Annotated in this window: 15 protein-coding genes, 3 tRNA genes and 2 pseudogenes; 8 read left to right on the forward strand and 12 right to left on the reverse strand. The window is 55.9% G+C overall.

Annotated elements, in window-relative coordinates; genetic code table 11:
- Positions 1-693: 693 nt before the first annotated feature.
- Positions 694-2,036: pseudogene (locus D9V82_RS11245) on the forward strand (IS256 family transposase).
- Here the strand turns inward: D9V82_RS11245 and istA are convergent.
- Together istA and D9V82_RS13170 are read right to left on the reverse strand one after the other, a co-directional pair.
- A complete protein-coding gene (gene istA, locus D9V82_RS11250; RefSeq protein WP_239088626.1) occupies positions 2,031-3,443 on the reverse strand; it encodes an IS21 family transposase in 1,413 nt (470 codons plus the stop codon). The pseudogene D9V82_RS11245 and the gene istA sit on opposite strands and share 6 nt — an antisense overlap.
- A gap of 262 nt (positions 3,444-3,705) precedes the next feature.
- Positions 3,706-4,938 (reverse strand): annotated as a pseudogene (locus tag D9V82_RS13170) (IS3 family transposase).
- Positions 4,939-4,967: 29 nt separating this feature from the next.
- Between D9V82_RS13170 and D9V82_RS11280 the strand changes: the two are divergent.
- Entirely contained in the window at positions 4,968-5,243 is a 276-nt protein-coding gene (locus tag D9V82_RS11280) for an ATP-binding protein (protein ID WP_275403639.1), read from the forward strand.
- A 199-nt stretch (positions 5,244-5,442) separates the two neighbouring features.
- On the opposite strand, the gene rplL is transcribed toward D9V82_RS11280, so the two are convergent.
- On the reverse strand, positions 5,443-5,832 hold the full coding sequence (rplL, locus tag D9V82_RS11285; protein ID WP_121912445.1) for a 50S ribosomal protein L7/L12: 390 nt from the start codon (positions 5,830-5,832) through the stop codon (positions 5,443-5,445).
- 88 nt (positions 5,833-5,920) lie between these two features.
- Positions 5,921-6,442 carry a 50S ribosomal protein L10 gene (gene rplJ, locus D9V82_RS11290; RefSeq protein WP_121912446.1) on the reverse strand — a complete coding sequence of 174 codons (522 nt, stop codon included), beginning with the start codon at positions 6,440-6,442 and terminating at the stop codon, positions 5,921-5,923.
- Between the two features lie 287 nt (positions 6,443-6,729).
- Here rplJ and D9V82_RS11295 point away from each other — a divergent pair, with 287 nt between their 5' ends.
- Complete coding sequence (locus tag D9V82_RS11295) at positions 6,730-8,067, forward strand: cryptochrome/photolyase family protein (RefSeq protein WP_121912447.1); 1,338 nt, start codon at positions 6,730-6,732, stop codon at positions 8,065-8,067.
- 104 nt (positions 8,068-8,171) lie between these two features.
- On the opposite strand, the gene rplA is transcribed toward D9V82_RS11295, so the two are convergent.
- The 7 genes from rplA to D9V82_RS11330 all read right to left on the reverse strand — a co-directional run bounded on the left by rplA (position 8,172) and on the right by D9V82_RS11330 (position 11,497).
- Positions 8,172-8,876, reverse strand: a complete 705-nt coding sequence (gene rplA / locus D9V82_RS11300) for a 50S ribosomal protein L1 (RefSeq protein WP_121912448.1) — start codon at positions 8,874-8,876, stop codon at positions 8,172-8,174.
- Positions 8,877-8,944: 68 nt separating this feature from the next.
- Positions 8,945-9,388, reverse strand: coding sequence for a 50S ribosomal protein L11 (rplK, locus tag D9V82_RS11305; protein WP_005276845.1), 444 nt, complete (start codon positions 9,386-9,388; stop codon positions 8,945-8,947).
- Positions 9,389-9,554: 166 nt separating this feature from the next.
- The gene (nusG, locus tag D9V82_RS11310; RefSeq protein WP_121912449.1) at positions 9,555-10,457 is read right to left on the reverse strand and encodes a transcription termination/antitermination protein NusG; all 903 of its coding nucleotides are present in this window, start codon (positions 10,455-10,457) and stop codon (positions 9,555-9,557) included.
- A 129-nt stretch (positions 10,458-10,586) separates the two neighbouring features.
- Positions 10,587-10,919 carry a preprotein translocase subunit SecE gene (secE, locus tag D9V82_RS11315; RefSeq protein ID WP_121912450.1) on the reverse strand — a complete coding sequence of 111 codons (333 nt, stop codon included), beginning with the start codon at positions 10,917-10,919 and terminating at the stop codon, positions 10,587-10,589.
- Positions 10,920-11,092: 173 nt separating this feature from the next.
- Positions 11,093-11,165 (reverse strand) — tRNA-Trp (locus D9V82_RS11320).
- Between the two features lie 136 nt (positions 11,166-11,301).
- Positions 11,302-11,373: transfer RNA gene (locus D9V82_RS11325), tRNA-Met, on the reverse strand.
- Positions 11,374-11,421: 48 nt separating this feature from the next.
- A tRNA-Thr gene (locus tag D9V82_RS11330) sits at positions 11,422-11,497 on the reverse strand.
- A gap of 173 nt (positions 11,498-11,670) precedes the next feature.
- Between D9V82_RS11330 and D9V82_RS11335 the strand changes: the two genes are divergently transcribed.
- From D9V82_RS11335 to D9V82_RS11355, 5 genes are all read left to right on the forward strand, one after another.
- Positions 11,671-12,606 (forward strand): sugar-binding transcriptional regulator, encoded by a 936-nt coding sequence (locus D9V82_RS11335; protein WP_121912451.1) that lies wholly within the window; start codon positions 11,671-11,673, stop codon positions 12,604-12,606.
- Between the two features lie 112 nt (positions 12,607-12,718).
- Positions 12,719-13,444: a purine-nucleoside phosphorylase gene (gene deoD, locus D9V82_RS11340; RefSeq protein WP_121912452.1), complete on the forward strand. Its 726-nt coding sequence runs from the start codon at positions 12,719-12,721 to the stop codon at positions 13,442-13,444.
- 14 nt (positions 13,445-13,458) lie between these two features.
- Positions 13,459-14,814, forward strand: a complete 1,356-nt coding sequence (locus D9V82_RS11345) for an MFS transporter (protein ID WP_121912453.1) — start codon at positions 13,459-13,461, stop codon at positions 14,812-14,814.
- A gap of 11 nt (positions 14,815-14,825) precedes the next feature.
- Positions 14,826-15,473 carry a deoxyribose-phosphate aldolase gene (gene deoC / locus D9V82_RS11350; protein WP_121912454.1) on the forward strand — a complete coding sequence of 216 codons (648 nt, stop codon included), beginning with the start codon at positions 14,826-14,828 and terminating at the stop codon, positions 15,471-15,473.
- A gap of 3 nt (positions 15,474-15,476) precedes the next feature.
- Complete coding sequence (locus D9V82_RS11355; protein WP_121912455.1) at positions 15,477-17,054, forward strand: phospho-sugar mutase; 1,578 nt, start codon at positions 15,477-15,479, stop codon at positions 17,052-17,054.
- Positions 17,055-17,127: 73 nt separating this feature from the next.
- On the opposite strand, the gene D9V82_RS13175 is transcribed toward D9V82_RS11355, so the two are convergent.
- On the reverse strand, positions 17,128-17,361 hold the full coding sequence (locus tag D9V82_RS13175; protein ID WP_411763123.1) for an integrase core domain-containing protein: 234 nt from the start codon (positions 17,359-17,361) through the stop codon (positions 17,128-17,130).
- Between the last annotated feature and the right edge of the window lie 166 nt (positions 17,362-17,527).

Here is a 17,527-nt window from a genome sequence, read left to right on the forward strand (position 1 = left end):
CCAGATTCGCGGCTTCACGCCGGTACTCCGGGGTGTACTTCTTCCTTGACGAACTCACAATGAACATCCTCTCCTACGGACACAAGATCCGTACTAATAGGGTGTCCACTAAACGAGGGTAACCTCATTTTCGGTAATGCAGAAACAATCTTTATCGGTGCAGAATCGTGAGCTGCTCCTGTGCCAGGTTCCCCCTTAGGGCCCGCTGGACCAGGAGGGCCCGCTGGGCCTGCGGGCAACTGCCCAACTTTCTCCCACTTCATAGTTGCTAAACCCAACTGGTATATCGTGCCAGTAGAAGTATCAAGATACGTATCACCTGCGATGGAATCAGACACCGTTGTCGGCACACCAGCACCAAAGAACCATCGCGTACCCCGAGGCCCAGGCTCCCCAGCATCACCTTTCTTACCGGGCGCACCTTGAGGACCAGCCGAACCATCAGCCCCTTGAGGCCCCTGAGACCCTGCCTGCCCAGCAGGGCCTTGAGGCCCCTCCGGCCCCTGCGGGCCACGAAACTCGACACCAAGCCCCTCGGCGGGAAGAGACTCTCCACCCCAGACATACAGCCGCCCGGAATCTTCTACTAGATAGCCTTTACCAGCGTCGTCTTCCGTGAGATCAGAGGGGAGAGTGTCTAATGGTTTGTGTGTAGGTTCCCAATCTACATAAGGAGATAAGCCAGAATGACTAGTGTGGCACGACGAGACCCGGCTGATAAGGCCACAATTTGATGCGATTGAAAAGAAGCTTCTTGCTAACCCTGAGATGGCGAAACTTATTGACGAGCTAGGCACGTCCACCACGGATGCCAATGATTTGGTTCGCGGTATGTTGCAAGCTTCAATTACCCGCGGTCTGAACGCGGAAATGGATACCCACCTGGGCTATGCATCCGGTGATAGCCCAGCTAAAGCTACTGTTGGAAGAAGATAACTACCGCAATGGGACGTATCCGAAAACCGTAGATTCTAACTTTGGGCCAGTAAGCATTGATGTTCCACGAGATAGAAACGGCACGTTTTCCCCCTACTATGGTCCCTAAAGGCTCGAGGAGATTGACCGACGTTGAGTGAGACGATCGTCAGCTTGTATGCCGGCGGAATGACCATTCGGGATATCCAGCATCATATGGCAACAGCGATGCGTGTCGATATTTCCCATGAAACAATGTCCGCGGTCACTGATGCCGTCCTCGATGAAGTCATGGTCTGGCACAACCGCCAGTGAGATGAGTTCTACCCCGTTATCTTCCTGGATGCTTTGCGCATTAAAGTCCGCGATGGCGGCCGGGTAGTCAACAAGTCTGCCTATATGGCTATCGGCGTGGATTTAGATGGTATCAAGCACATTTTGGGCCTATGGATTGCCAAAGAAGAAGGCGCATCATTGTGGGCACAGGTGTGCTCTAACCTGGCTAATCGTGGGGTCAAGGACGTCTTTATCGTCTGCTGTGACGGGCTGAAAGGCCTACCACAGGCAGTAGAGGCAACCTGGCCGAATTCAATGGTCCAAACTTGTATCGTGCACTTGATTCGCGCAGCTAATCGGTGGGTGGCCTATGGTGACCGAAAGAGCGTATCGGCAGCGTTGAAGAAGGTGTATACAGCTGCTGATGAATCCACGGCAGAAGCGGCGTTGAAGGAATTTTTAAGCCTCTGAACTGGGTGTGAAGTATCCTCAGTCGGTCAAGGTCTGGGAGGATGCGTGGGATAGATTCGTGCCATTTTTACAGTTTCCTCCAGCAGCCAGGAAGGTTATCTATGACGGCGAATTCGATTGAATCGTTTAACAACCAGCTGCGTAAAGCCACGCGTAACCGGGTACAGTTCACCAACGATGAATCAGCACTGAAAACGCTGTGGCTGATGATCTGCACTATTGAAGACAGAAGAGCTGCCAAGAGGGCGAAACAAGGCAAACGGGCCTCAGCTACAGCCAGCAGGCTCGTGGAAGGAGCGCGAGTATCCGGTTGGAAACAAGCCATCAACCAAATGGCCGTGGCCTTTCCCGACCGCTTCGACAAATACCTATAAACCTAACCCCACACACAAACAACTTGACACGCTCTGTTTTTTGCCCAGGTTGGCCAGCACGTTGCGTGCCTGGATAAGTCCGCGGGGTACGGCGGCACTATTGCGGTCAAGGATCATCGCTATGACTGCGTGCGTTGCTGCCCCAAACGACGATGCCCAGGCCAAAAGCTCATCCCGGGTAAGCGCCTTGTGGCCTTCGTCATCGCCACATGGCCCATGCTGAGGGTTGGTGGAATACCGGTATTTGAATCCGTGAAGGCGCGTGTGCTCAGCAACAAGCTGTTCCCCGCTGAAGATGCTCACCAGCTTCGGGGTGAGCCTGACTGTTACCGATTCTCCTACCAGCTGAAATGGTACTGAGTAGTACTGGTAGTCACAGGTGATGTGCCAGTTTCGATCGACTTTAAGCCGCTTATAAGACACTTCCGTAAACGGTGTTGGCGGAAGATCCCGCATCACCGGCACCTCTTCTTTATCAAAGCGCATGCGCCGTGTTGAGCCATCAGCCCGCGTCATTGTGTCGTTGATATCAGCAAGACGGCAAGCGATCGCCTCATTGAGTTCATCGAGGTTGTAGAAGACCTCGTCACTGAAATACCCCAGTATTTTAGTGTAGACGATTTTCACGGCACGTTCTACTGCTCCTTTGTCACGAGGCCTGCCGGGCCTAGTCGGCACAATCGTGACCCCGTAATAATCGGCAAACGCTGCATAACGGTCAGTGACCATTCGATATGTAGAGTTTTTCTTCGGCCGATAAGTCGCCGTAGAAGCATTATCCGGCACGATGACCGCTGGCACCTTGCCAAGATAATTCAACGCTTTGACATGGCACTCAATCCACGCCGGCATCTTCTCATTCGCAGCAGCCGTGACATACATCAGCCCTGAGTACGGGCTTACCGCGACAAACAGTGAGGCCTTGAAGGCTATATCACCACTGGCCTGATCTACAACCGGTACTTTGTCACCAGCCCAGTCGACATAAAGCTCTTGCCCCGGCTCATGGGTGATAACTTCGACGAGATCGTTGGCACGGATAAATTCATTAAGCCCATTACAAAACTGCGAATACTGGTACTTTGTCTTGTCCGTCGGACACGGCTGCGACAAGTAATCCATCCACAGCTTATGCCTGGTTAAATGCTTCGTACTTTTCAGCTTGCGGGCAAGAGCGTGAAAATCTGGCTGGTCATAGGACAACGACCTCTTACTCCGACCATCACTGAATCGCTCATCAAACCACCCCGGTGGGAGTTGACGGAAAATCTCTGAAGTTAATCCTTCATCAGAGATGACTTTCTTTGCCCGGGATACTTCCCGTCGTGAACATCCCAATGCATGTGTGATCTGAGCATAGCTAGCACCGTCAAGGCACATCGCGATGATCTGTTTGAAATTAGCCACAACAACAGGCTCCTTCCAAGTAAAAGTTGACACGACACCACCGAATCGTGATGTCGCCAACATCAACTATGGAAGAAAACCCCATGCAGTACCGGGTAAGCGGAACACTGGTACCAACTACGCGGACTCGCGGTACCAACTACCCCAAATCGACAACACCTGACCTTGATTGGTGGTGTTTGTGGTGTCGAGCCATTGGGATCCTTCGCCGGATGTGGTGGAGCAGCTGGGGTTGCCCGCAAATTGTGGACACGTAGTGGAGCTACCTCGTGGTTAGGCAGCTATTTTTTTCTTCGTTTCTGGTTTGGGTGATGTGGTTCTCGAAGTCGACGGGGCTGACCATCCCGAGTGCGGAATGCCGGCGCCGACGGTTGTAGACCACTTCAATCCAGTAAGCCACAGCCTGACGCGCAGCAGCGCGGGTTGCCCAGCGCTTCCGGTCGTAGAACTCGGTCTTAAGCGTTTGACCAGAACGATTCGGCCATGGCGTTATCGAAGCACACTCCGGTACGCCCCACGGATTGAGCGATGTCCAGGTTGCGGCACACTTCCCAGAGCTGCTCGCTGGTAAATTGCGTCCCCCGGTCGGCGTGAAACACCAGCCCGTCAGCAACGTCACCGCGCAGCGTATGCGCCATCCGAAGTGCTCGTTCGACCAGGGAAGTATCTTGAACGCTATCCATAGCCTGGCCCAGTACCCTGCGGGAATGACCATCGCGGACCACACATAAGTACAACCAGCCTTCACCGGTGCGCAGATAGATAAATATCTGACATCCATACTCGGTTGAGCTCACCAGTATCACACATGCGCTTTACTAGGTCAGGAAGCGTGGATTTACGCTTGGCTTGGATTGTTGTCACCGGCACAAAAGCACGCGGTGACATCCCTTCAATGCCCATCATGCGCATCCGCTGAGCCACAGTCTTTTCGGTTAAGAGAAATGTCGTAGCGATCGGCGAGTTCTGCGGTAATCCGCGGGGCACCATAAACCTCATCGGAGTCTTTTTCAGATCTGGTGAATCTTGCGGTCAACATCATCATGAAAAGATGTCCGATCATCTTTACCGGGTAAGCGTTGCTGCTGCATATGAGCCCATGTGTAGTATCCAGACCGGGACACCTTCACAAGGCGTGCCATGCGCTTGATACTGTAGTTAGCCTTGCTCTGGCCACATTAATTCGAACTTTTCTTCTCGCGTTGCTGTGCGGCGAAGAAGGCTGTCGCTTTTGACAAAAACTCGTTATCCATCTTGGTTTCTGCCAACTTATGGCGCAGACGAGCATTTTCAGCACGAAGATCCGCCTCGCTTAGCCCATCCGGTGCCCCTCGGCGTTCGCGCTCATTTTTACCCATCGGCCTAAAAGGCCAGGTGCGACACCAATTTCTTTCGCTACATGAGCAATCGGGCGCTGCGACTCGATGACCAGGCTCAAAGCTTCACGCCGGTACTCCGGCGTGTATTTTTGGCGTTGTTGACTGACAATGAACATCCTCTCTTACGGACACACGATCCGCACTAATCAGGTGTCCACCAAACGAGGGTCAGGTCCTCGTTCTTGATGATTTCCTAACAACTCCGATGGACGCTGCCTCATCACACCAGCTGCTTAATATTCTTGCTGAGCGTCAACACCGGGGATCAACGATCGTGACCTCCCAATTCCTGCCCGATGAATGGTACAAATCCATCACGGATGCTGTCATCGCCGAGTCGATCCTGAATAGGCTTGTCGTTGACGCTGAGATCATCACACTGGAAGGACCGAACATGCGCCTAGAAGCCCACAAAAAGTAGTTGCTCATAATCAACGCCCGGGCGTTACTGCTCGCTCACCACAGCGTTATTAAATCCGTGGTCCTAACACCCTTAGCTTTTTGTTTATTTTGGCGTTCCCTCCGAACTCAAGGAGCAGATAGAACGGGAGAAGCCCCCATCTCTTACCGCATTTAGCGCGGTAAGAGTGGGGGCTTTGAAAGCGTGAAGCTCAGTAAAATTACTTGAGCTCGACGGAAGCGCCAGCCTCTTCCAGCTTGGCCTTAGCAGCCTCAGCGTCGTCCTTGGAAGCGCCTTCGATGATGGCCTTAGGTGCGCCCTCAACCATTTCCTTAGCTTCCTTCAGGCCCAGGCCGGAAACGAGCTCGCGAACAGCCTTAATAACGCCAATCTTCTTAGCGCCAGCGTCGGTCAGAACGACGTCGAACTCGGTCTGCTCCTCAGCAGCGGCAGCGCCGCCATCAGCCGCAGCACCCGGTGCAACAGCAGCTACCGGTGCAGCAGCCTCAACGTCGAAGACGTCCTCGAATTCCTTGACGAACTCAGACAGTTCGATGAGGGTCATTTCCTTGAAAGCTTCAATGAGCTCGTCCTTGGTGAGCTTAGCCATGATGGCAAGTCCTTTCTACGTTGTGTGCTCGTTTCTCGGTGATGAGCTAACGGGCACGGTATTTTGTGTGTGCGTCTGTTGTGACGACTTAAGCTTCTGCTTCTTTCTTGTCCTGCAGAGCAACAACGGTGCGAACCGCCTTGGTTGCAGGAGCGTTGAAGACAGCGGCTGCCTTCGCCATAGAACCCTTCATAGCGCCAGCCAGCTTTGCGAGGGTAGTCTCGCGGTTGTCCAGCTTGGCGATGGCCTGAACCTGCTCCGCAGACAATGCGTCGCCGTCCATGTAGCCACCCTTGATGACGAGTGCCTTGTTGTCATCAGCAAACTTGGTGATGATTTTCGCAGCATCTACTGCCTCGCCCTTGATAAACGCAATTGCGGTCGGGCCGGTCAGCAAATCATCAAGACCTTCAATGCCAGCTTCGCTAGCAGCGATCTTGAAGAGGGTGTTCTTGGCAACGGAGTAGTCAACGTCAAAGCCCAGGTTGTTACGCAGCTCCTGCAGCTGGGATACGGTCAGGCCGCGGTACTCAGTCAACACGACGGAGCTAGAATCGGCCAGCTTTTCCTTCAGCTCTGCCAGGTCTGCAGTGTTCTTTGGGTTTGCCATTGTCTCTCGCCTCCTTCCAAAACATCTCTTTTATTTTCCGCCGGGGCTTGCCTAAAACAAAAGCCCCGTGCAAGAGCACAGGGGCGTGCGACATGAGAAATGTCGCGGAATGCGCAAAGTGTCTCCTGCGTGGGCCGCCTCCCTGGTGGAGGTCTTTCAATCCGTAGTGGATGACCAACGGTCTTCGGTGAACTTTGACTCGGCCGCAGGGCCGTTCAAACTTCACAAAGCATCCTAGCGCGCTTTTAACGGATTCCCAAATTGCCCGCTCGCGTAGGCTATCCTTTATGACTTCCCTCATGTGGTTTCGCGATGACTTGCGCTTATCTGATAATCAGGCCCTCACCCTCGCTGCGGATATAGCCGCCGAGGCAGGCGGTTCAGACGCCAAGTTATGCGCCGTTGTCCTTGATGAACCCGCCTACCCTGGCACCCGTCCGCTTGGTGGCGCCACCAATTGGTGGCGCGAGCGCTCGCTCTATGCCCTCTCGCAAGACCTTTCCGCCCGCGGGGTGGAACTTCTGCGCGCTTCGGGCGATGCCCGCGAAGTCATTCCCCGCATCGCCCACGCAGTCGGCGCCGATACCGTCACCTGGACTCGGCGCTACCACGGACCAATGCGCGAGGTAGACGCCACCATAAAGGCAACGCTTGCTGGTGCCGGAATTAACGCCATCTCCTGCCCCGGTTTCACCCTCGTCGAGCCGTGGGAAGTCACCAATGGTCAAGGTAAGCCTTATAAAGTCTTTACGCCCTTCGCAGCCGCCGCGCGGTCCCAGGTCGCTGACGACGAGCCATTGCCGGTGCCGAAGCTGCTAGCGGGGCGGGAGATGGGGGCATCGGCAAGCAGCAGCTGGCCCGACCCTAGCGTTCGTGAACCGCGCTGGGCTGCGTCGTTTTCCCAGTATTGGACTCCCGGGGAAGCAGGTGCCCGCAAGCGCCTAGCCCAGCTTGATTTAAGTAACTACGCAGAGGAACGCGATATTCCCGCGCGCAACGCCACCTCTCTGCTCTCGCCGCATCTGCGCTTTGGCGAGGTATCTCCGCGCGAAGCTTGGGTGGCCGCCGCTGAGGAACCTGACGCCGACAAATTCCATTCCGAGTTGCTGTGGCGAGACTTTGCCTGGCATCGGCTCTACCATCTCCCCGAACTGGCCACCCGCAACGTGCGGCAACAATTCGACCGCTTCGACTGGTCCTGGGAGGACCCGCGGCTGAAGGATTGGCAGAACGGCAGGACGGGCATTCCGCTTGTCGATGCCGGAATGCGCGAACTTTGGGAAACCGGCTACATGCACAATCGCGTGCGCATGGTGGTGGGTTCATTTCTCACCAAGAACCTGGGCATACATTGGCGCTTAGGTGAAGAGTGGTTTTGGGACACCCTGGTGGATGCCGACGCCGCATCCAATCCCTTCAACTGGCAATGGGTGGCCGGCAGCGGCGACGATGCCGCGCCCTTTTTCCGCATCTTCAACCCGCACACCCAAGCCCAACGGTTCGACCCGGATGGCGTTTATATCCGACGCTGGGCACCAACGCTTTCTGCCCCACCCATCGTGGACCTCAAAGAATCACGCCAGGCAGCATTGGACGCCTATGAAAAAATGAAAGATGCAGACTAAGAATCCACACCTAGTTTTGGTTTAAGTCGCTTCCCCGTAGCGATGCAAAAGACCCCAAGGAAAATCCTCGGGGTCTTCATTCATGCGTTGTGTTCTATACCGTTTTATTCGGTGTAGCCCTTGTGCACGGTTCCGTCCACAGGAATGCCTGGGCCGGAGGTGGTAGAGATGGTGGCGCGCTTGATGTAGACGCCCTTTGCGGAAGAAGGCTTCAAGCGCAGGATCTCATCCAGAAGAGCGCCGTAGTTCTCAGCCAACTTCTCAGCATCGAAAGATGCCTTGCCAAGGATGGCGTGCAAGTTTGCAGCCTTGTCCACGCGGAAGGAGATCTTGCCTCCCTTAACCTCGCCAATGGCCTTAGCCACGTCGTTGGTTACGGTGCCGGTCTTCGGGTTAGGCATGAGACCACGTGGGCCCAAAACGCGGGCGACGCGGCCGACCTTAGCCATCTGATCCGGGGTGGCGATGGCAACGTCGAAGTCCAGATTACCCTCATTGATCTGCTCGATCAGCTCGGAGGTACCAACGATGTCAGCGCCAGCTTCCTGGGCTGCGGTTGCCTTCTCACCCTCAGCGAAGACGGCGACGCGAACGTTCTTACCGGTGCCGTTAGGCAAGGAGACGGTGCCGCGCACCAGCTGGTCTGCCTTGCGTGGGTCAACACCCAAGCGGAAGACAACATCAACGGTGGCGTCGAAGTTCTTGGAGGAGGTTTCCTTGGCCAGCTTTGCGGCCTCGATGGGACGGTACAGGCGGGACTTATCTACCAGTTCCGCAGCGGCCTTAAAAGCCTTAGACTTGGTGCTCATTTAACAATTCCTTTTCTGGATTGGCGTGGTATTAAGCGGGCCGAAGCTGGCCCTACCACATAAAGTTTTTACTTCTCCGGTGCGCCATCGATGTTAAGGCCCATGGAGCGGGCGGTACCAGCGATGATGTGTGCGCCAGCCTCGATGTCGCGGGCGTTGAGGTCCTCGAACTTGGTCTGTGCAATTTCCTTGCACTGATCCCAGGTAACGGAGCCGACCTTATCGGTGTGCGGGACACCGGAGCCCTTCTGGACGCCTGCGGCCTTGAGCAACAGCTTGGCTGCGGGCGGGGTCTTCAGCTTGAAGTCGAAGGAGCGGTCTTCGTAAACGGTGATCTCAACAGGGACCACGTTGCCACGCTGGTTTTCGGTAGCAGCGTTATAAGCCTTGCAGAATTCCATGATGTTAACGCCATGTGCACCCAGTGCCGGGCCAACTGGCGGTGCCGGGTTAGCGGCGCCAGCCTCGATCTGCAGCTTAATGAAGCCAGATACCTTCTTCTTTGGAGCCATCGAATTACCTCTTTCCTGTGGTACCGGGCCTGCGTCACGATGAATAACGCAGCCCGTCCGGATGCTCACCTCAGTGGGCCACCGGAGGATGAAACGTTTTACACGCGCGCAAGAAGCGCACGGCGATTCAGTTTAGAACACCGTGTGCCCTGCACAAAATCACTTTTTAAGAAATCCGCTCGATTTCCGTCGGCGACAACTCTACCGGTGTTTCCCGGCCGAAAATCGAAACCAAGCCCTGCATCTTGCCTGTTTCCGGGTCGATTTCAGAAATGGTGGCAGACACGGCAGCCAGCGGGCCGGACAGGATCGTAACGGCCTCGCCCACCTCAAAGTCGTGAGCGTATTTCTTCGCCACCTCTTTCTCCGGCATTTCGACAACCTGCTCGCCTTCTTGCTCATTCGGAGCGGCCTCACCCTTAGTAGTGGGAGCTTCATTTGGCATGAGGAACTTGGCCACGTCACGGATCTTGACCGGCGTTGCGTTTCCTTCGTTGCCCACGAAAGAAGTAACGCCGGGGGTATCGCGGATGACGGACCACGCGGCATCGTTGAGCTCAGCGCGTACCAACACGTACCCAGGCAGCAGCTTGCGCTTAACTATCTTCTTCTTACCGTCTTTCTTCTCCATAATCTGCTCGATAGGGACGACGACCTCGAAAATAGAGTCTTCCACCTCAAGAGTCTGGGCGCGCATGTCGAGGTTGGTACGCACCTTATTTTCGTAGCCGGAGTAGCACTGAATGATGTACCACTGGCCCGGCCGCTTCTTTAGCTCGCGGGTGAATTCGCGCAGGCGCTTACGGTAGGCAGCATTCTCAGCCTCTTCGTCGGTGTCGACTGCCTCCGCAGGAGAGGACGCAGTCTGGGATGCGGACCCGGGTTCGAGGGCATCAGCAGACGCAGCGTTTGCTTGCACTGCGGCATCATTCCCCTCGGCGGGCTCAAAGGCCGTCTCTTGGGCGTCCTCGACTGCGCTGGCATGCTCTGCGGCCTGCTCTTGCACGTTAGCCTGCATGGCCTCCTCTAGCGAGGTTCCTGGGTTTTCGACGTTATTCTCGTCGCTCATGAGTGGTACTCCAAAATGTCATCGGCGCGTAATGTAGAACCAGCCTACCCTCGGCGCGAGTGGGCAAAAAGTATCCCGCCGTTCCGGAATGCGGAAACAGCGGGATAAAAGCGTATGCGACCATCTTAACTAATTAGTGAGAATCTTCTCAACTCCGAGGCCAGCCAAGGTATCAACACCCCAGACCAAGGTGGTCATCACGATCAAGAAGGCGAACGTGATGAGGGTGTACTGCAACATCTCCCCACGGGTGGGCCAGACCACCTTCTTCATTTCAGAAACAACCTCGCCGGGGAATGCGGCAACGCCACCACCCGGGCTATCGGTGTGTTTTTTATCCTCAACGCGGACGACGTTCTTCTTCGCCGACTCCGTGGAGGTCGTAGAAGCCGCACCAGAAAGCTGCCGCTTTCCGGTGGGACGCGGGGCAGCCGAATCCTTCGGCTGCTGCTCATCGCTCACAGCTAACCCTCCTTGGGAAATGAATTGTTTTTTTCGGGGCGCGTAAACCGCTCAAATATAACTTCAACAACCCTAGCAAAAGCTGCACGGCTAAGAAAGTACATCAAGGCGGGTGCGCCAGATCTGTGACAAAAATATCCCCGCCTCCTAGAAATAGGTGACGGGGATTCCTGCAGGGGCGACAGGACTCGAACCTGCAACCTACGGTTTTGGAGACCGTTGCGCTACCAATTGCGCCACGCCCCTATGTTGTTATCCGTGTCGTCATAACGCCACGTTCCGATTAGCCTATCAGATCCCTAATTCCGCACGGAAACCAGTAATTCATCGAGGCCATGGATTGGTAGTGAAAAAGCGCCGTAGTGGCGCTTTTCTCTCCCGGTAGCGATGGCGAGAATTGAACTCGCGACACAGCGATTATGAGTCGCTTGCTCTACCACTGAGCTACACCGCCATGGTTAACACCTTCATTCTGAAAAACAGCAGTTCCTTCAGGCATGAATGGAGCCCCCTGACAGAATCGAACTGTCGACCTTTTCCTTACCATGGAAACGCTCTGCCGACTGAGCTAAGGGGGCATATCCCAGCATCAAGCACATCAATATTTCGTTGTGCTCTCCGTTGCGGACTCCAATAATGTAACCTGATATCTACTCTTTGTACAAATCACCACGTCATCGCATAAAACCGGGGAATTTTAAAGAGTTATTCGATGGTGTCACTTGCTACCCGGTGTGCTTGAATAAAAGGCATGCTGGATCATAGAGACTGTCTTTCAATCGACGCTGCGAAGCTGTACTACAACTCTGGTTTTTCGCAGGCAGAAGTGGCAGCACACCTGGGAATTTCCCGTCCGACGGTCTCCAAATTACTTACCCACGCCGCCGAACGCGGCTTTGTCACCGTGAGTATCACCGATCCCCGCGAACAGTCCGATGAACTAGTTTCGGCACTCTGCGAGCGCTTTTCGCTGGCCGATGTCCGCGTAACCGCCACCCCGCCCGGTGGCTCCCTGCTGGCGGATTTAGGCAGCGCCGGCGCCACCCTACTGGAAGAACTCATTAGCGATCACACCTCGGTCGGCCTGTCCTGGAGCGAAACCATGTCCGCTGTGGCCTCCCATTTGCGCAAGCGACCACTCGAAGGCGTGAACATCATCCAACTTGAAGGCGGACATTCCTGCTCGGAGCGCTCCATTAGGAATCTACACACCATGCAGGCGTTTACCCAGGCCTTTAATGCAGAAGCACACCTGCTTCCCCTTCCAGCCTTCTTCGATTCCGTTGAGGCCAAGGAGTGGGTCGTCCGCGACCGGCACATTTCAACGATCCTCGATATGGGGGCATCGGTAGACGTGGCGGTATTTAGCGCAGGCGCCATTGAAAAAGAGTCCCTAGCGCTTAACCTGGACTACCTCACCAAGGAAGCGACCGAGCAGCTCCTTAGCAATGCCGTAGGCGATGTCTGCTCCCACTTCTACACCGCCGCGGGCACTATCGCCTCCCCCGACATTGATGCGCGCACCGTCGGTATCGGCCTGGACGATTTAGCGCAACGCCCCACCCGCGTTCTCGTGGCTGGCGGACACACCACAACCCGCGCCATCAATGTAGCCCTTGAGATGGGCTTGGCCACCCACCTCGTGACCGATCAATCCACAGCCCACAGGCTTTTGCAGCCAAACTAGCATAAAACACGTCACACCTAGCGAACATTTGTTAAATTAACCATTGGCATTAGTTCTGGACGGGCTAGACTAACCACATACACACCTGTATTTCACATGGAGGAGCACTTCGATGTCCGCTACCGACACTGCCACCCCGCACATCAACCCGCACGGCACCCCAATCGCAGAAACCGTCCTCCTGCCTGGCGACCCTCTGCGCGCAAAATTTATTGCTGATAACTTCCTCGAAAACACCGTCCAATTCAACGAAATCCGCAATATGCTGGGCTTTACCGGCACTTACAATGGAAAACCGGTATCCGTTATGGGCACCGGCATGGGCATCCCCTCCATTGGCATTTACTCTTGGGAGCTCATCCATAAGTTCGGTGCGAAGAAGCTCATCCGCGTCGGCTCCATCGGCGCGATGCAAAAAGACATCGACGTGCACGAGGTTATCGTTGCCTCCTCTGCCTCCACCGATTCCAACTTCCTGTCGCAGTATGACCTGCCAGGTACCTACGCCCCCACCGCATCATGGAAGTTACTCAAGGCCTTAGTTGATGAATCTGAGAAGCAGAACCAGCACATTCACGTGGGTAATATCTTAAGCTCTGACATCTTCTACAACATGGACCAGACCGTCAATGACCGATGGGCACGCATGGGCGTACTCGGTGTGGAGATGGAATCTGCAGCGCTCTACGCCACCGCCGCCGAGGCCGGCGTCGATGCATTAGGCCTATTCACCGTCTCCGACAACATCGTCACAGGCAAGCAGCTTTCCGCCGAAGACCGCCAAACCGCCTTCCGCACCATGGTGGAGCTTGCTCTGCCACTCAACGCACTGGACTAAAAGGACCCACCGCCATGTTAAAAAAAGTTAAGGCCACCCCGGGGGATCGCACCCATCTAAACCCAAAGGCCGCCGTCCCCATCCTGCTTTTCGTCTTCGTCTTCTCCCTGATCATTGACAATGGGTTCAAGACAATGACCATGCCGATCGCGGAAGCACTCGAAATCTCTGACAAGACCGCTTCGCTGCAGGCTTCACTAGCCGGTGTCATCATCGGTATCGGTGCCGTTGTCTACGCCGCCTTGGCGGACTCCATTTCTATCCGGAAACTAATGCTTACCGGCATCGTTTTCGTGGCCATCGGTTCCATCCTGGCGTTCATCTTCTCTAGTTCGTGGACCATGGTGCTAACCGGACGCCTGATTCAAGCCACCGGTTTGGCTGCCGCTGAGACGCTCTATGTCATTTACGTGACCAAACATTTGAGTGAGGATGTCCAAAAAACTTACCTTGGCTTTTCCACCGCCGCCTTTCAGGCCGGCTTGCTCATTGGCGCGCTGACCTCTGGATTTATCTCCACCCACGTGTCCTGGACGGCGATGTTCCTGATCCCGCTCATCCTTCTACTGACCATTCCGACCATCATTAAGAATGTGCCGGAAGATGAGGCCGTGGAAAGCCACCTGGACGCGCTCGGCCTGTTCTTCGTTGCCCTCTTCGCCAGCGCACTTATTCTGTTCATGCAGGATTACGCCTGGTACTGGCTTATTTCTGCCATCCTTGGTGTTGCCGCATTTATCGTGCACATTAAGAACGCAAAAAACCCATTGGTTACCTCTGAATTCTTCACCAATGGCCGCTACGTGTGGACTATTGTCCTGGTGCTCTTTGTCTATTCCACCCAGTTAGGCTTTATCTTTCTGCTGCCATTTGCGGTCCATGACATGCACGGCATGAGCTTGGATCAGGCTTCGCTATTGATGGTTCCGGGCTATATTTGTGCCATCCTCGTTGGTATCTCCTCCGGCAAGATTGGCAAGGTCTTGTCCTCTCGCGCCACCATTTACACCGCCTTCGGCATGGTGGTCGGCGCCCTACTTTTCGCTGCGTCTTTCGCCCACGTTCACGTTACCGTGCTCATCATCGCCATCGTTGCCTTCGCCAGCGGTTTCGCCCTAATGTATGCTCCACTGCTCAACACCGCCCTGCGCAATATCAGCGCATCCAAATCCGGCATCGCCATTGGTTTTTACAACCTCACCATCAATATCGCCGTGCCCCTAGGCATTGCTTATACCGCCAAACTGCAGGATTCCACCAGCTACACCATCACGCTGCTAGTGCTTACCTTCATCGCCGCAATCGGCTCTGGCCTCTATATGGTCTCTGACCTCAAGATGGCCCGAAAAGAATCCGCTTTTATTTCCTAAAGGAGAAAAACATGACTTCTCGCACTGAATTTGCTTCCTATATCGATCACACCCTGCTCAAACCGGAGGCCACCCCGGAGCAGTTGCGCACCTTGGTAGAAGAAGCCACCGAGCTTGGCACCTACGCTGTGTGCGTCTCCCCCTCCGCTCTGCCGCTCGAGACTCCTAAGTCTCTCCACGTCGCCACGGTCGTGGGCTTTCCTTCCGGCGCCGTCAAGCCGGAAATCAAAGCCGCTGAAGCAGCCCGCGCGGTTGCCGATGGTGCGGAGGAAGTAGACATGGTCATCAATATCCCGCTGGCCATCGAGGGCCGCGCCGAAGAGCTACAGGCTGAAATCCAGGCTGTGCGCGATGCCATTCCAGGCGCGGTACTCAAAGTCATCATCGAGTCTGCAGCGCTTTCCGATGCCGCCATCGTCCTCGCCTGCCAGGCCGCCGCTGCCGCTCAGGCGGACTTTGTGAAAACCTCCACCGGCTTCCACCCCGCCGGGGGCGCCTCCACCCACGCGGTCAAGCTCATGCGCGAGACCGTAGGCGACAAACTGGGAGTAAAGGCCTCCGGCGGCATCCGCACCGCCAAGGACGCCCTCGCCATGATCGAGGCTGGAGCCAACCGACTGGGACTGTCTTCCTCCGCCAAGATCCTCAAGGAACTCTAAGCCATGTCTGTGGACAAGACTTTCGATCTCGACTACGCCCGCGCGTGGGCCAATCACGATCCGGATCCGGACACCGCCCGCCAGGTCCTGTCATGGATCGAAGAAGATAATTGCGCAGCACTCGCTGCCGCCTTCGCCGGCCCGCTGCACTTTGGTACCGCGGGCCTGCGCGCCGCCGTGGGCGCGGGCGAATCTCGCATGAACCGCGCCGTGGTTATCCGCACTACCTATGGTCTTATTACCTGGCTCAAGCAGCAGGTCGATACCCCAGTCGTTGTCATCGGCTGCGATGCCCGCCACGGCTCCGCGCAATTCCAGCGCGATGCCGCACAGGTTATCTCCGCCGCTGGCGCAAAGGCTCTGGTCCTGCCCGCGCAGAACCCGACCCCGCTAACCGCCTTCACGGTCCGTTCCTTGGACGCAGACGCCGGCATTATGATTACCGCCTCACACAACCCGCCTGCCGATAATGGCTACAAGGTCTACCTGGGTGGCCGCGTTGCCACCGGCCCAGACGCGGGCGTGCAGCTTATCTCCCCCGCCGATAAAGAAATCGCCGCCGCCATTGCTAAGGCCCCCTATGCCGACGAGGTTCCGCTAACCTCCGATCGCATCGAGGATGTCGATACCCGCGCAGAGTACCTCGACCGCGCCGCGACGTTGGTTGACGAAAATACCGATATAACCATCGCGCTGACCGCCCTTCACGGCGTGGGTGCCGAGCTAGGTAAGGAACTGCTGTCTCGCTGCGGCTTTACCGTCTCGCTAGTGCCGGAACAAGCTGCTCCTGACCCAGATTTTCCCACGGTTTCTTTCCCCAACCCGGAAGAGCCCGGTGCCCTGGATCTTGGCATCCGGCACGCTGAAAAAATCGGAGCCGATATCCTTATCGCCTATGACCCCGACGCCGACCGCTGCGCCGCTGCCGTGCCCACCGATGGCACTTGGCGCCAACTCAGTGGCGATGAGACCGGCGCCTTGCTCGGTGATTACCTCGCCCGCCGCGGCGCCACCGGCAACTTCGCCAACTCGCTCGTATCGTCCCGTCTGCTCGGGCGCATAGCCGCGCACTACGGCCTCGGCCATGAGGAAACCCTAACCGGCTTCAAGTGGATCGCCCGCACCCCAGAACTGGCTTTTGGCTACGAAGAAGCCATCGGCTTCTGCCCCGATCCCACCGCAGTGCGCGACAAGGACGGCATGTCCACCTCCGTGGTGCTCGCCAGCCTCGCCGCCGAATGCAAGGCCGCTAAAAGCAGCCTCCTCGACCGCTTGGATGACATCTACGCCACGGTCGGTGCGCTGTACACACAGCCGCTGACCTTCCGCGTCGAGGACTTGGGCCTGATTACCCAAGCAATGGACAAGGTTTCTACCACCCCACCAACCGAGCTCGCCGGCTCCCCGGTGGCCAAAGTGGAAAAGTTCGCCCAAGGCTCAAAGTTCTTCACTGATAATGATGACCGGGTTATCGTTCGCCCCTCCGGCACCGAGCCCAAGCTCAAGTGCTACTTAGAATCCCCCGACGCCGGGCGCCTCGATGCTATCGCGGCCGACCTGCGCGATTACTTCGGGCTCTAAGCCGCTAAGCCGGGGTATTCCCTGTGCATCCTGCGCCTTCCTGTAGTGAAGTGAAGGACCCCGGGTTTTGTTCCTAGGCATGTGCGTTGATTTCTATTATTCCCTGTTGTGGGGTCTGCTTCCACAATTCGGTTTCCATCTCGACTGGGGTTCGGTATCCCAGGCTGTGGTGGAGCCTTACCTCGTTCCACCATGACACCCACTCGAATGTCGCAATTTCTACCTCGACAACGTTATTCCACCTGCGAGTATGGATCAGCTCACCTCTTGTAAGAGCCGTTAACGTTTTCAGCCAGTGCATTGTCATTTCAGTCGCCGACAGTCTCAGTGGAAGCGGCAATCCCGCGCTGGAAAAGGCGCTGGTTGTAGACAACACTGACGCACTCTAAAACATGATCCGAATGGTGAATGAGACCTGTTGTTTCCCTAGCACTCGTGGGTCGCTTGGTTGAGTGCTTGCAGCGGTAATGCCT

The sequence above is a fragment of the Corynebacterium macginleyi genome (genome assembly GCF_003688935.1).
Classification (GTDB): Bacteria; Actinomycetota; Actinomycetes; order Mycobacteriales; family Mycobacteriaceae; genus Corynebacterium; species Corynebacterium macginleyi.